General features: G+C 40.5%; 10 protein-coding genes. 6 read left to right on the plus strand and 4 right to left on the minus strand.

What is annotated here, in order from left to right; translation table 11 throughout:
- Window positions 1-45: 45 nt before the first annotated feature.
- Together AC27EZ_RS13235 and AC27EZ_RS13240 are read left to right on the plus strand one after the other, a co-directional pair.
- Window positions 46-927: a hypothetical protein gene (locus AC27EZ_RS13235; RefSeq protein ID WP_487135766.1), complete on the plus strand. Its 882-nt coding sequence runs from the start codon at window positions 46-48 to the stop codon at window positions 925-927.
- A 253-nt stretch (window positions 928-1,180) separates the two neighbouring features.
- A complete protein-coding gene (locus AC27EZ_RS13240) occupies window positions 1,181-1,759 on the plus strand; it encodes a hypothetical protein (protein WP_487135767.1) in 579 nt (192 codons plus the stop codon).
- Window positions 1,760-1,838: 79 nt separating this feature from the next.
- On the opposite strand, the gene AC27EZ_RS13245 is transcribed toward AC27EZ_RS13240, so the two are convergent.
- Window positions 1,839-2,321: an Lrp/AsnC family transcriptional regulator gene (locus tag AC27EZ_RS13245; RefSeq protein ID WP_487135768.1), complete on the minus strand. Its 483-nt coding sequence runs from the start codon at window positions 2,319-2,321 to the stop codon at window positions 1,839-1,841.
- 263 nt (window positions 2,322-2,584) lie between these two features.
- On the opposite strand from AC27EZ_RS13245, the gene AC27EZ_RS13250 reads away from it, so the two are divergent.
- Window positions 2,585-4,357, plus strand: coding sequence for an EAL domain-containing protein (locus AC27EZ_RS13250; protein WP_487135769.1), 1,773 nt, complete (start codon window positions 2,585-2,587; stop codon window positions 4,355-4,357).
- 133 nt (window positions 4,358-4,490) lie between these two features.
- On the opposite strand, the gene AC27EZ_RS13255 is transcribed toward AC27EZ_RS13250, so the two are convergent.
- The 3 genes from AC27EZ_RS13255 to AC27EZ_RS13265 all read right to left on the minus strand — a co-directional run bounded on the left by AC27EZ_RS13255 (window position 4,491) and on the right by AC27EZ_RS13265 (window position 8,821).
- Window positions 4,491-5,324, minus strand: a complete 834-nt coding sequence (locus AC27EZ_RS13255; RefSeq protein WP_487135770.1) for a response regulator — start codon at window positions 5,322-5,324, stop codon at window positions 4,491-4,493.
- Between the two features lie 327 nt (window positions 5,325-5,651).
- A complete protein-coding gene (locus AC27EZ_RS13260; RefSeq protein ID WP_487135771.1) occupies window positions 5,652-7,121 on the minus strand; it encodes a sulfatase in 1,470 nt (489 codons plus the stop codon).
- Window positions 7,122-7,132: 11 nt separating this feature from the next.
- Window positions 7,133-8,821 carry a hypothetical protein gene (locus tag AC27EZ_RS13265; RefSeq protein WP_487135772.1) on the minus strand — a complete coding sequence of 563 codons (1,689 nt, stop codon included), beginning with the start codon at window positions 8,819-8,821 and terminating at the stop codon, window positions 7,133-7,135.
- A 245-nt stretch (window positions 8,822-9,066) separates the two neighbouring features.
- Here AC27EZ_RS13265 and AC27EZ_RS13270 point away from each other — a divergent pair, with 245 nt between their 5' ends.
- From AC27EZ_RS13270 to AC27EZ_RS13280, 3 genes are all read left to right on the plus strand, one after another.
- A complete protein-coding gene (locus AC27EZ_RS13270; RefSeq protein ID WP_487135773.1) occupies window positions 9,067-12,066 on the plus strand; it encodes a BNR-4 repeat-containing protein in 3,000 nt (999 codons plus the stop codon).
- Window positions 12,067-12,080: 14 nt separating this feature from the next.
- A complete protein-coding gene (locus AC27EZ_RS13275) occupies window positions 12,081-12,596 on the plus strand; it encodes a hypothetical protein (protein ID WP_487135774.1) in 516 nt (171 codons plus the stop codon).
- 304 nt (window positions 12,597-12,900) lie between these two features.
- Window positions 12,901-15,804 carry a family 78 glycoside hydrolase catalytic domain gene (locus AC27EZ_RS13280; RefSeq protein WP_487135775.1) on the plus strand — a complete coding sequence of 968 codons (2,904 nt, stop codon included), beginning with the start codon at window positions 12,901-12,903 and terminating at the stop codon, window positions 15,802-15,804.
- Window positions 15,805-15,838: the final 34 nt, after the last annotated feature.

Here is a 15,838-nt window from a genome sequence, read left to right on the forward strand (position 1 = left end):
AATGCGTCTGGAGTTACTTTGGTACTTAACATTAAAGGGTCTTCTGTGAAATCGTTGATAAATATAGTGGCAGCAAGCATTGTGCTTAGTGCTTGTAATCCAGCATCTCTTACTACTAAGCAGGAGGAGCCTTCGCCTCTTCAGCACATTAATTTACCTGCCGGTACACTTGCAGTGGTAATCGACGGTAATTCCCCCGACCCTGATGACATTGGCGCTACTCCAGTTTTATTAGCATTACTCGATAAAGCCAACGCTTCCGACAGATTGGTACATATTTCTCACTCTTGCGATTTAGACCCTTTTAGGAATAAAGCTCGGTATCAAATAGACTCGGATGACGAGAGTAGACGTCAGCGTGTACTCGACAGTTCTATCAACCGCGCGCTACATGTTTTTGGTCCCTTCGAAAACACTGAAAAGCTGTTTAATTGCAGAACGGAACAACAAGGTGCAATAGAAGATTTAACGTTAGCCATAAATAGGGCGACCGCTGAAAGACCTTTATGGATTATTGAAGCAGGTGAACCTGATGTGATTGGCTATGCCTTAAAAGAGTCAGAAGTAAGCAAGCGACAATATGTAAAAGTAGTGTCCCACCACCCTGCAAATGACAACAGCGGTGACTTTTTTACCTGGCAGCAAATTCTAGATTTCGGTGTTGAAGAATACCAAATAGGCGATCAGAATGTAGGTTTACAAACTTCAATAAGCGCATGGGATTGGGCTAAAGATAGTAAAGACGAAGGTATCTCTCTTATTTACGAAATGCTCGAATATGCGGAACAAGATGGTATCGTTCCTTTTCAAGCGGGCAAATTTGATAGCTCCGATGCCGGTATGATTTATTGGTGGATAACGGGTGCAGATAATGGAGGGGACAATAAAGCCACACCAGACAATATAAAGGCAACATTGCTACCTTAAAATCCCTCATTCTTACTTTAAAAAGTTTAAACAAAATATCCTTTTATTTATAAGTTTACAGGCGGCTCAGACTTACTTATTAGCATGGTAGAACAACATCCATTAGCGCTATCATTTAATGAGTTCGTGAAATTTGATAATACAAATGTAGCGATGTCATTTACTTGCTTGGAGAGTTGTTATGTTGAAAAAGGTTTTAGTTTTATCGTCGTTGTTTTTTTTTAGTTTTTCCAGTTCTGCTACAATGGTGTTTGTGGAAAATCTTATCGTTGCGCCAAAACAAAGTAATATTTTGCAAGGAACCGCTGCTCCATTTTTTAGTATATTAGATTTTGGCGTATTAGAGGCGAAACCAGGTACATCATCATTACTACCAAGTTTTTTATTCCCAGGCGATGAGACTGTACTGGGATTTCAGTCCAACAGTGTATCGAATAGCTCTACATCAAGCGAGGTCGTTGGTTCCGATGGAACAAGAACCAGAGTGGATCGAGAGTTAAGAGCTTCGACGACGAGATTGCTTCAAGGCGTTGACATATTTAGCAGCGTAGGCCTAAGTGGCTTCTCAGATAGCTTGCTTTCTATCCGTTCGGGAGCGTTATTTTTAGACTTCAGTAACATTGAGCTTTTTGATTTCTCCGAACTTATATTAACAGTAACATTTTCATCAGAAACCATAGTGGAAGTGCTTTCTGAAACACTGAATGAGATTCAGCCAGCAACACCAGTTAACGCCCCATCATCGTCTTATTTGTTGTTGATGTTAGTAACAATTTTATTAATGGTTCAGAAGAAATCAATATCGCCTAAAGTGACTTCGTCGTTCGCTTAACAAAAACGACAATTAATTATATCCAGTTCCCCTAAACCTTTGCCCACACCAACGGATGGTAGGGCCTTTTTTACTACAATCAAATTAAACAGTCATCACTGTCATTTTCTTTTTTTTCTAGTAATTTTTCAATTCTTTGAGGGACAGATTCTTCAATAGGTATTTGCATAATCAGTTTTGTATTCGTATCACAGTAGTCAATAATACTTTCAAGAAACTTGTCGAGCTCCGATAAGGCTGTTACTCCGACTTCAACAATAAACGTAGTGACACCCGTAACATTATATATTTTTATTACCTCGTCCATCCCTAATAGTATGGACTTTAGTTTTCTCTCACTCGCTTTATGGACCTCACACTCCACCAATGCCCTTATTGGCAAACCAAGTTTTTCAAGATTAATGATCGGTTTATATCCAGTTATTACACCTTGTTCTTCTAATTTTTTTACACGCTCAGCGACTGCGGGCGCTGACAAGTGTACTTTCTTTGCCAGTTTAGAATACGAGATTCTAGCATCCAAAGATAATTCTCTGATAATTCTTAAATTCAATCTATCCATTACTATCAACACCGCTAAAAATACATCTACTATATAGACAGACATTAAGCCCAATATATTTCAATATTCATTCGATTTTGATAAAAAACAGCTAGTTTTATTTAGACTTTAGTCTAAACAATATGAAGTGAAAGGTTATTCCAATTTTTACCTTTAAAAACAATTTTCTAATGACTAGAGCTCTATCATCCTTTGTTCAGAAAATACGCGTTAATGTTAAAGTATCACGCTGAATATAATTGAAGTCATGAGTAAGGCAGTCCATGCATTCAACAACTTTAGATAACCTCATAAGACGATTTACGCTGATAGAAATTTTACATAAGAATGACTCACTACCGAATTTATTAAACAAGTGCTTGCAGGAAGCAGAAAGCTTTTTTGAGGAATTTAATTTCTACTTAATCGCGTGTTCATCCAATAAACTAAATGTACTCTACAAATCGAGTACTGAGTCTCCAATTACAATCGATAGAATACAAAAAAGCATAAAATTTTTTAGTTCATCAGAAGAAAGCAAAATTCTAATTAGTTACTCCAAACACAAGGTGCTTTATCAATCGTTGCCGTCAAATTTTCACATTGCCATTTCATTCCCTAAAGACAGCTATTCGGACTCAATACGCACTGAGTTGACAGCTATGATTATTGAAATTTCAATACTCATAGCAAAAAAAGATTCAAAAATGTTGCTTGGTAATGCAGTGAAGGTCGAAGATGGTATAAAAATTAGTGACTTCGAAACGTTCTACCGAACCTTGACAAGTCTATTTATCGAAGATAAATCATCTTGTTACTCAGCATTAATCTTTATTGACTTCGAGCGTTTCAGCTCCGCAAAAGATGTGATTCGTTTCTCGTTTAACGATAACATTCTGTCAACGATCTTAGAGCATATCAAAGTCAGTAACGACGAAAACGTATTAATGGCAAAGGTAGAACACGACTTACTCGCCATACTCATAAAAGATTTTACACAATTAGAATCTGTAGCATTTGAATATATATCCAAAGCAACGCAGGATTTCAGGATTAAACTCAAAGAACAACTAAAAATTGATTCACAGCGATTTTTTCTGACCTTTAAAGCAGGAATAAGGTTGTTTAATCGAATGGATTTTAGTGATATTGAACCAGAGCGCAAAGCTAAGGCATTAATCAAGCAAACAGAGTTTGCCATGGACATGGTAAACAAAGACTCTAAAACGCCTTATCTGTTTTTCACCGATGAACTGTTAACTAAATATCAAAGACGCAACACAATCGAAATTGAATTAAAACACGCTTTAGAAATAGGTGAGTTTTATCTGGTATATCAACCTATTGTTAACTCTGAAAGAACTATTGTTGGCGCTGAGGCACTACTTCGTTGGAAAAATAAAATACTCGGGGAAATCTCTCCTAGTGAATTTATTCCGATAGCAGAACAATCTGGACTAGTTATCGACATTGGAAACTTCGTAGCAGAGCAGGTCTGCGAAGCACTAAGTAGCGATCTTTGTAATATCAAATACATTAGTATAAATGTTAGCTGTATTCAGCTGAAAGATACTATGTACGAGGAAAAAATTTCTTATCTACTTGCTAAGTATCCAAAATGTCGAGGGCGGCTGCGTATTGAGTTAACAGAAAGTGTTGCCATGACGCACTTAAAGAGTACTCAATTGATTATGAATACGCTTCAATCAAAGGGAGTTTATTTTATGCTTGACGACTTCGGGACAGGCCATTCGTCTTTAGCCTATTTAAATGAACTTTCATTGCACACTATCAAAATTGATCGAGTTTTTGTTGATGGGGTGAGTCAATGTACTAAAAAACAAACAATAGTTTCAACTGTAAAAAATTTAGGAAATAGTTTTAATTTAGAGTGTATTGTTGAAGGAGTTGAAAAGGAATGTGACTTCGATTTCTTGAAAAAGCTTGGCATTAACTCATTTCAAGGTTTCTTATTCTCAAAGCCAATATCGAAGCTAGATCTTGCAGAATTAATACCTACCTCTGGAACCTTACCGAACAAAACCGCAAAATCCTAATTCAGAACTGTCCAACTGAAAGTGAAGTGGACAGTTCTTCTTTGCATAGATAGAACACCATGCAGTAACTAACCTACGAATTAGATATGGGGATTACCGGACGGATACAATAAAGTAGTCAGTCATACAACTCCTAGTCAAATATGGAAAAAAGTATTGTCTTCAACTTCGGTACTGTAAGCGGCTTAATGACGATACCGTTCATCCCAGCTTCGATACAAGAACGATTTACTTCATGCGTTTGATCTGAGGTGCATGCAAATATCTGTATTGGATAGTCTACGATTTTCAATATTTCTTTAACCGCATCTGGCCCGTTCATGATCGGCATATGATAGTCCATAAGAATGAGGTCGTACTTAAAGCGCTTACAAAGTTCTACCGCTTCCTTGCCATTTCTGGCGTGATCGGAACTAAATCCCAATTCACACAACAATAATTCACCAACAATTCTGTTAATTTCAATATCATCGACAATCATTATACGAGGCCCAGCATCAAAAAATTCTCGTCTTTCTTTCTTGATGGGTGTCGTATTAATGAGCAAAAATGCACTGGTAATATATTGAGCCAAAATACTGAACTGTGTTGTGGCATTCCGATTATTTATATTTTCAAGCGTTCTATTTTTTCTTAAAAGAGTTAACTGGCCTTTCTTACCAGCCTTCAAAAGAACGTTAAATGTTAAGAAAAAAAAGCAGACTTCATTCTCTCTTACTACACCACTGGAAAAGTTCTCTTTCCCATCAGCTTTATGAAATACTTGAGATGCAATATCTTCAAGCGCAAAATAGGTAAAACAGTCGTGACGACGAGGTTCATCAATTCTTGTGGATCCTAACTTGGAACACAAAACAACGGCATCGGCTCTAAAACAATTTTGAAACTGTCGTAGTAGACCGGACAACGCCTTTTCATCGGCAGCGCTAGATGAAACAAGCGAGGTTGAACCTTGGTCGATAAACATAATGCACTCACAGTAATGGGGTTAAATTAGGTCCATCCGTTGTTTTTTTACTTCCTTTATAACTTGTTCTATTTTAAAGGACTTTGTTATGTTGATAATTTAGAAAAAAAAGAATTGCTTCTCCTGCCTTTTGATAACAAGGGAATTCGTTAGAATAACAATGATTCCAATGCTGCTGTGAAACGAGTCTATTTTTCAAATAACTTTAAATGTTTCCCTCTGTGAGAACCTTACCATCTGAAGGGCGTAATGATTGCCAAGGGTACAAGATAATCAAAAAAGCATTTATGAAACTGGCGACTTAACTTAAGTGTTTTCTATCAGATATCATTGTGTCTTTGTGTCGGCCTGACTCTCAGCAGTCAGTGTTTTAAAATATTCATTACTTTTAAACTGAGACACAGGCGACCACTTAGCGTTTTGCTGGGGTAGCTTAGCTTTAAGCCTATCCTTCACGTCAGAATAGAAAGGATTACTGGCTAGATTATTCCACTCGTTAGGATCTGTTGAATGATCGTATAGCTCTTCGCTACCATCTTCATACCGGATGTATCGATAACGCTCATTCTTCACCGCGTGGTTATTCGGCCCGAACGTTGTCAAAGCAACATGCTCCCAATCTGCATTCGGGTTACTGATCAAGGGAGTGATATCGTGCCCCTCATTGAGCGGGTTTTCCGGCAAGCCGGCCATTTTGACTAGCGTAGGATAAATGTCGACTAAACTTACGGGTAGATTGCTGACATGTTTCGAAGACGATTCAGGCGATTTAATAATAAGTGTAGTTTTGGTCGACGTTTCCCAGAGCGCCATTTTAGCAAAACGGTTTTTTTCACCTACATCGTAACCATGGTCGCCCCATAGCACGACAATGGTATTGTCAGCATATTCGCTGGCTTCTAGCGCATCCAGCACTTGGCCAACATAATGGTCTACAAACGAAATACTCGCCAGATAGGCCTGCACAATGTTTTTCCACTCTCCAGACTCTATTGCCCAATCAGTAGTAGGCATCATGTCATAGTTAGAAATGCGTTTTGCAATTTCAGGCACATCATCTAAATCGCTGGGTAAATAGGGAGGGAGTTCGATACCATCGAGCGGATGCATATCAAACCACTTTTGAGGCACGGTCCAAGGCACGTGTGGACGAAGGAATCCACCAGCGATAAAAAAAGGTTTATCATGTTTACGTTGTAACTGCTCGACCAACCACTGAGCCGAATCATAGTCTGGCATCATTTCATCTTTTTCAGGGTAGGCGCCCCAGTCAGTGTTCGTTCCTTTTTTGGTCCATTTAAACCGTTCCGGTGCGTAAGGTCCAAACTGCCCGTTTCTTCCACCAAATGCGTCGAAGCTTCCGTCAGCTATTCCATGATGAAATATCTTTCCCACCGCTGCAGTGTAATATCCGTGTTGTTTGAAGTATTCACTTAAAAAAATAGATTGCGCCGCTGTCATGTTTGCAGAGCGAATATCGTTGTCTTTTACATGGCCGTAAATACCAGTCGTCGATGGGCGAAGCCCTGTCATAATGCTTGCTCTTGATGGGCCACACAGCGGTGCAGGTGCGTGGGCGTTGGTGAACGTGGTGGCTTGTAAAGCCAGTCTGTCAATGTTGGGCGTTTTGGTACTAGGGTGGCCATTCATCGCCCCTACCCAGCTGTTTAGATCGTCGATAGCTAACATAAGAACATTTGGTCGACTATTCGTATTTTCTGGTATGTTTGCACTAAATGCATTCCCTGCAGCGAGAACAAATATACTACCTAGTAAGAAAGCTTTTCTGCCTATCATTTCCTTATTCCTTAATTATTCAGTTTTACAGCGCGAGAAAGTTCAAATTCGACCTTTCTAATGTTGGCCTCGACAAAGTAAAAGTCGCCATAAATTATAGGCGTATCAATTTCACCAGCGTTCCCCATGTCTCCAGTAGCTTCATCAAGCACGAAACCGAGTTCGAAGCTTATATATCGCCCATTTTCGTTTCTATCTGTTCTATAGTTAGTAGTCAGTTCCGCCATGATTCTGTCAGCGAGCGTTCTATATTTTTGTACCTGCTTGTCGTCTTTCGCTATAGTTGCGTAACGGTAAAGTGCAGATGCGTAGATAGCGGCGGCGGATGTATCTCTCGGAATTTTAGTGTGCGTTGCTGAATAAGGGTCGCGTCCACAAGGAACAAACTTATCTCCTTGCAAAATATCAGAACCGTACCAATTCTTTCGGTTTTTGAGTTCGTTTAGCGACTCATCCGTTAACATCGATGCATCTAATATTTGAGGACGATAGCCTTTATACGGCAGAATATGTGGCTCTATTCTGTTTGCACATAGCTCAAGAATCCCCGAATATACAGACGTTTCTAAAGACGTATTTTCGGCATACTCATAAGCGTTGTCTCTGTTCGCCCAAAAGTCCCAAAAAGGAACGGGCTCTTCTTCTAGCAAATAATCAATGCTATTTAGCACGTTACTTAAATGCTTTTCGAAAGCTACGCGTTCCACGTCACTCAGGTTTAAATCAGACATATAGTCAACGATCGTTACATAACCATATAACGACCACCCCTGCCCTCTAGCCCAAGCTGAAATGTTTCCTAATCCCTGCCAGTTTCCCGGCTTCCGTTTGCCATAGTCAAATACATGGTATGCGATTGGATAGCGCTGTTCAGTATCTTTCTCTTCATAGAAATAATGATTTCTGAGCGTCGTTTTAGCATGCGTTATTGCAATGTCTTTGTAATGCGATGAGTCGCTATCCAGCAGGTATTCGAGGTTCATCATATTGTCGATGATGACTGGATATGTCCATGGCTCTGCTAGTTGGTGCAACTCTACAATGTCTTTACCGTTTTTTGATACAGATACCTTCATATGGGGCACAAAATCCCAAGATTTGATGACACCTTTTTCTTCGTTAAATCGGCTAGCCAGCGTTTCTCTGCCTGTTGCTAAAATTGAAGCATACTTAGCTCTCAATTCGTCGCTCAAGTCTTTATAATTTAGGGCCTCGCCATATGAATCATAAAGCATGAAACCCAAATCATGCGTTGAATCAAGCGTTGCATCACCGTCCAGCGCTTTCTGATAGTGTATGGCAAAGTTTAAAAGTTGCTTTTCCTCATCACCGTCCCATTCCACGTAGTCTTTATTGGACAGTAACTTCCACATTACTCCAGGGAAAAAGCCGTTAGTCCACTTTTCATATTTATCCATAAATATGCCCCCGTGCTCATATGAACGAGGAACACAAATCATTGACGTATCCTTTACGCAAGCCGGTCGATAATATAAATGACGCTCACTTTCAATATGATTCGCCATCTTCAGATATTGATTCTTAGCAAAGGTAAGATTACCGAGGGCGTCTTGCAGAACGAACAATTGCTCACTGGCTTGCGTTGCCTTAGTTTCCTGAACGTCAGGTTCTGAATTATTCTGGTTGTTGCATGCACTAATGGAAATGATGGCGACAAGTGTCGCTGCTATCCAGTTCATATTTTTTTGCACGCTTTCTAACGCAGTACATTTTCGTACTAGAAAGTTTTTTTTCTTATCTTCTTTACGTTCCAAGGCCACTCGCCCAATGACTAATTTTGACTAATATTGATCATAAAGTAATGATTTTGTAAACGCAATGTAATATGGTGTGCCTGAAATTGAATGTTAATGGAATGTTGCGGTATTAACATTTAATCACAAACCACCACATTTACTTTTAACTATCTTGAGCTAATAAACTTATGAAATGTCTAAAAACATTGTTAGTTTCAACTACTTTATTGGGTGCATTTACGCTAAACGCTGAAGTAACCCTTGAAAAACAAGTAAAAATTACAGATGAAGGGCTGCACTTCGATGGCAGAAACCTTGATTTTTCTAACGTGGGCACACCCGACACGGGAGAGAAATATGACTTTTTCTTTGGTCCAAACATCTCTGCACACGGCGATGCGGTAAAGACGTACAAGCATTACGTCTTTATGACGTGGTATAAGGGTGGTAAGAGCGAAAGAAATGTAATGCTCTCTCGTTACAACACTCTCAGCGGAGAGCTATCTACAATAGAGTTTCCCCACAGGCATACTGGTTTCAGGGGCGATCCGCTGGTTGGAGAGTCTCACAATACTATTGGATTATCGGTAAGCCCGATAAACGGCACCATCCACATGGTGTTCGATATGCACGCCTACGATAACAATAATCATGACGGTAAGTTCAAAGATGATTTCTTTAGATATTCTTACAGTATTGCAGGGGCTGCCGAACTACCACATTCAGAATTTACTTTAGATAAATTTGTTAAAGATACCAGCGAGGTTAGTCAGGGAGACAATGACTATAAGCATCTAACCATGACAGGAGACCTCAGCGACAAAGGGAATTTTGCTCGCCTTACCTACCCTAAATTTTTTACTACGGTAGACGGTACACTGCTTCTTTACATGCGTCTGGGCGGCAATAACAACGGCGCTTATGTCTTCAATCGCTATGATGCTGAGACTGAAACATGGTCAACGTTCACCAAATTCAATGAGAACAACCAAAAACTTAAAGGAAACCCATACAACTGGGGCCTTTACGGAAACATGAAATACGTGAACGGTAAGCTTCGTGTTGGCTTTCAACAGCGAAGTAACGACAATTCAGATAGGTATAAGTATCAAAATGGCGTTTATTACGCGTATTCAGACCACCCAGATGGTTTCGGTGATTGGAAGAATCACAAAGGCGAACCAGTGACATGGCCTCTAATCAATTCTGACGAAATTAAGGTATTTGAGCCGGGCGACTACGTAAGTCATACCGATGCCAACTCGGTTTACATTGTGGGAAGCTTTGACTGGACGGTTACCGAGAAAGGTGACATTCATATTATTAGTAAAGTTCGTTCAACAGACCGCAGCAGACCTGATTACGAAGAAGTCTATATTCATTCATATAAACCAGCTGGCGCTGAAGATTTCATAATTAGTACTGACTTTACTGGCGCAAGCGAGATTTATACTTCAGGTGACAATGTTTATATTGTAGGGCTAGAGGGTGGTCGCCCCTATGTGGAAAAAGCGCAAGGCGGTACCAATAACTTTGTTAGAGTGTATGAAGCCAGCGATGGACCATCATTTGATCACGGCACGCTGTACATAAAGGACGGTAAAGTCTACTACTACCTTATGGAGCGTACATCTGGTAACGCGATGCCGCTTTATCTTCAAATTATTGATTTAGATTTAGAAGGTAATGCTAATGCCCCAATTGTATCCTTCCCTTCTCCTTCACTGACTGTAGAGCAAGGTTTTGAGAAATTGAGCCTTAATATTTCTGCAGAAAGTCCAGTTGAAGTTAGAACCATTCAATCTGTCACACTTTACATTAACGATGCGCTAGTGCGAACAGACACTTCCCTACCCTATTTATTCGGTCATGGTTCTAAACCACATGAGACAGGTGCAATGGGCTGGCTAGATACGCATGAGCCAAACCCCTCCCCTCTTCCTGCAGGACGCCATATTTTTAAAGCCGTTGCAGTAGATAGCGAAGGCGATAGCTCTGTTGCAACGATGGTACTTAACGTTAACTCAAATGCTCCCGTAATATCCTTTCCACAAGAGAGTTTGGAAGTCGATGAAGGCTTTGAAAAACTCAGTCTCAACATTAGTGCAGAAAGCGCTGTTGAGGGACGCACTATAGAGTCGGTATCTCTTTATATTGATGGAGAGTTTGTAAGAACGGATACTTCCCTTCCTTACTTGTTTGGACATGCTTCAATACCACACGAAACAGGTGCGATGGGATGGCTTGATACCCATTCACCAAATCCCTCGCCGCTAACTTCTGGCACTTATGAGTTTACTGCTGTTGCTATTGACAGCGAGGGTGAAGAATCTACAGCGACGATGCAGTTAGTGGTGAAAGGAGAGCCTGAGCCACCTGTTGTTACCTGGCCTAATTCAACCGTGACTGTCTATGAAGGTTATGAAAAGTTAGCCATTACTATTGATGCAAAATCACCAGTTGAGGACCGTGATATTCAGTCGGTTACTCTTTATAGGAATGGCGAATTAGTAAGAGTGGATACCCGCCCAGTCTGGAATTTCGGGCATTCTCATGCGCCATACGAATTTGGCGCGATGGGGTGGTTAGACCGTCATGAACCAAACCCCGCACCTTTAAGCGTGGGCACGCATACGTTTACCGCTGTAGCAAGAGATAGTGCAGGACTTGAGACTGAATCTGATATGACGCTGATTGTTCTGAATTTGCCTGGGCCTTCAGTGATGATTAACGAAAGCGACATTTCACTGCTTACTGAATATCAAAATCTTTCTATAACGGCAGATGCCTCTACCGCGAATGACGATATTTCTCTGGTCAGCTTAGCGCTTTACATTGATGACCAATTGGTAAGAGAAATCTACGAACCTCCATTTGAATGGGGAGCCGATGGTTATTCAAATGAATTACTTGAATTATCAGAAGGTTCGCATTTAGCGCGCGTTGTCGCTACCGATTCGAACAACCAGCTGTCTGAATCAAGCATTTTTATCAATATTGATTTGCTCGGTGACCTTAACAAGGATTCGGTAGTAGACAAAGGCGATACAAGGCTTTTCACCGCAAAATTAAGAGCGGGTGAAATTATGGATATCCGCTATGACTTTAACGGCGATGGCGTTGTTAACAATAGAGATACCCGAGGCTTGGTTAGTCGCTGTACTTATTCGCGCTGCGCCTCTAATTAAAAGGAATAACAAAAATGAAGATTGCGAATTTAATATTGATTATTGGTTTTATGATGTCTTTTTCATCAAAGGCATCGCTAATCACCTTTTCAAATGATTCATCGTCATACCTAAATGGCGACATCATTGAACTTGAGATATTTATTAACAACGCTAACCCGGAAATAGATTTTCTTGAGGTTGTATGGGGGTTCGATGACAGTCTATTTGACTTTGATACGCTTTCCATCACAGATAGTGTGTTCGATAACTCCTATCTTGACGATGCTTTTGCGTTGGGTGATGAACTAGTGCTTCAGCTGGGTCTACTCGCTAACTGGGATAGTGTTCTCGGTACGTCGTTTAAATTAGGGACGTTTAGCTTTATTGCTTTAGAAGACGGCATGTCATCGCCTGAACTTATTTTGATTGACATGTTTGCGCAAAATTTTGACGGAGATGATATCAGCGCTGCATCGGTACCAGCCCCACCAACCTTAGTTATACTTTGTATTGCAGGGCTTGTGCTTCTAAGAAAACGAATGATGTAAACCAAAATGCCCAAGGCTTATAACCTTGGGCATTTTTCTTATTTAAATTAAATGACTGATGCCAAGTAAGGCATGAGAGTAATAACTGCGGAATAAATGCGTTGAAGCATGAAGGACAACTCGTAAACCACTCAAAACAGTTCCAAATATCCACACCCACCAAAAATAATCACAACCAATCATTTTGAATCAATTTAGCTTCTACTCACTCCCCTTAAGTGCTAATCTCTAAAATATTGTTATCAGAATGTAGGTGTAATGTTTATTGCTTACATGTTTTTTTAAATTAATAAGGTTGTTTGATGTGAGAATTTTAACGGTAAAACAAACTAAAACATGGACATCGACGTGTATTGCCGCATTGATATTGAATTTGGGGCTCATGTCCTGCTCAAGCGACACGAGAGATGAAGTAAACATCGTTAATGTTAAGGCCAGTAACTTATTGGCAGAGGGCATGGAAACGCCGTTAAACGTCCATAACAGTGAGCCAAGACTGTCATGGCACGCTAACGTAATTACTCAAAGTGCCTATCAAATTCAAGTAGCAAGCTCTCAATCTAACTTGCTAGCAGGCAATGCTGATCTATGGGATTCAGGTAAAGTCGTCTCTCGACAATCATTAAACATTCCGTATCAAGGTAAAAAGTTAGAGAGTACCGATACAGCGTTCTGGCGCGTGAGAGTGTGGTCAAAGGAAGATACAGATACCTTACAGCAATGGAGTGATGCCGCTCGCTGGGAAATGGGCTTAACAAAAACACTGGATTGGAAGGCAAAGTGGATACAGGCTGAAAAACAAACAGTGTCTGATGTCAGTGAGCCGGTAAAAAACTGGATGTTGTATGCAGCCAATATTCACAAAAATGCTAACGACAGCTTAGCTCAAAGTAAGCAAGAGACTCAAAAGCGTGTATATCAGCAACTAACAGAGCAACCTACTGCAAGTTTGTTTCGAAACAACTTTGTGATACCAATTGATAAAACAATCGTTAAAGCGCGCTTGCATAGTACAGCTGCGGGCTACTACGAAATTTTTGTCAATGGCAAAAAGGTGGATGACCGTATCGCAGACCCCGGACAGACCGATTTTGATGAGCGAATTTTATATAACACAGACGATGTTTTGTCTTTACTTACCAACAAGGACAATGTCATTGCAGTGCATTTAGGCAGTGGTTGGTACGATGAAAATATAGCGTTTAGCAAGTGGAATAATCCAGATGCTGCACCAAGTAATTCGTCTACTCGTTCACTCTCGTACGGGCAACCTAAATTTATTGCTCAGCTAGAAATTACCTATGCTGATGGGTCGAAGCAGATTGTTGCTTCTGATCAAAATTGGCTTAGCCATGCTTCACCAGTCTTAAAAGAGGGGCTTTTCTCTGGTGAAATGTTTGATGCTAATCTAGCAATTACTAACTGGAAGAGTATTTCACAGCCTAATAATTTAGCACATTGGAAACCAGTTCAGGTATTAAGCGAATGGCCAACAAAACGCCTGATACCTCAGTTGCTCCCCCCTATCCGTGCTGTTTTAGAGATGAAAGCTGACAAGCTTTATCAACCAAAGGAAAAGGTATGGGTACTGGATTTTGGTCAGAACTTTACAGGCATTCCTACCTTACACTTAGACAAACTTAATTTGCGCCCAGGCCAATCTATCAATTTACGGTATGCCGAGTGGGCTGATGTAGATGGCAACATAAGTCAAAAGACCGGTGGTGGTGCCCCGTTACTCAAACAAGTAGACACTTACGTAGCGAGTAACGTCTCTAATCAAAATCAAACAGACACTTGGTCGCCTGCATTTACGTGGCATGGTTTTCGTTACATTGAAATAACAGGATTAGATTTACCGCCTTCGCTCGATTCCGTCTCGGCTCACTTAGTCAGAAGTGATGTTGAAAGAGTAGGAACGTTTAATAGTGAAAATAAACTAATAAATCGCGTGCACGATATGGCGCTGTGGAGTTATGAGAGTAACTTGATGGCAGTCCCCATGGATTGTCCCATACGAGAACGCGCTGGTTGGACTGGTGATGCTCATGCTGCGCTGATTACTGGTAACTACAACTACAATATGCAAAATTTTTGGGATAAATATTTAGGCGATTTTGAAACATCTAAACATGTGGCTCCGGCGGTTGTGCCCGGTAAGCGAAGTCATGGTGGTAAGTTTGATTGGGCAGCTGCAGAAGTGATGATTGCTTGGGAGCATTACCGGCATTATGGTGATCTTCAAGTATTGGCGTCGCAATATGAAAGCATGATGGAGTATATGACAGCCGGAGAGGCCATACTTGAGAATTCGTTAATACGAAATGACCGCTACAGTTATGGCGATTGGTGTGATCCGGTTCGAGAGCCTGGTATGGGCCGAAAGCGATGCAATTCACAATATACTGCGCCAGTGAAAACAACCTCTGCGTTATTTGCTCATTCAGCGAATATAATGGCAAAGATTTCTACCTTGCTCGATAAGCCTGAGAAAACCCAGCATTTTAATCAGCTTTTTGATGCCATTAGCCAACAATTTCATCAAGAATTTTATGATACAAATACTGGCAGCTATGGCAGTCAAACCGCAGACTCGATGGCATTACAATTTGGAATGGCACCCGAAGCGCTCAGACAATCTATTGCTGATGCGTTGAATAAAGACGTTGTTGAATCATGGAATGGTCATGGCTCAGTGGGTGCAATCGGGCAGACTTACTTGTACAAATCACTCAGCGATTATGGATACGGTGATACTGCTTTTAATATCTTTACCGCAGAAGGTTATCCAGGCTATCAATGGCAATTTGATAAACTGAACGCTACCACACTATGGGAGCGAAAAGGTGTATTAGATCCAAATTTAGATCCTGAGCGCCGTAGTGCCCCTGGGCGTTCATTAAATCATCCTTTCCATAGTGGCTATGACGGTTGGTTTTACGAAGGTCTGGGAGGTATTCGGCTGTTGGAAAACAGTGTAGGTTATCAAGATTTTGAACTACGTCCGGTATTTCCAAGCAGCTTAGACTCGGTTGAAGTAAAGTATACTACTGGTTATGGCCAAATTAAGAGTCGTTGGAAGCGTCAAGGTGATAAGCTTACTTGGCAGTTTAGTATTCCACAAAATTCAACTGCTTATGTGAGCGTTGAAGGCAAGGAGAAAACCTTGTACAAAAGCGGAGACTACACGATTGTTATTAATGAATAATGTCGCTTTAGATTAAAAACTGTAGCGATAACCT

It is taken from the genome of Alteromonas sp. 4NH20-0056 (genome assembly GCF_057539655.1).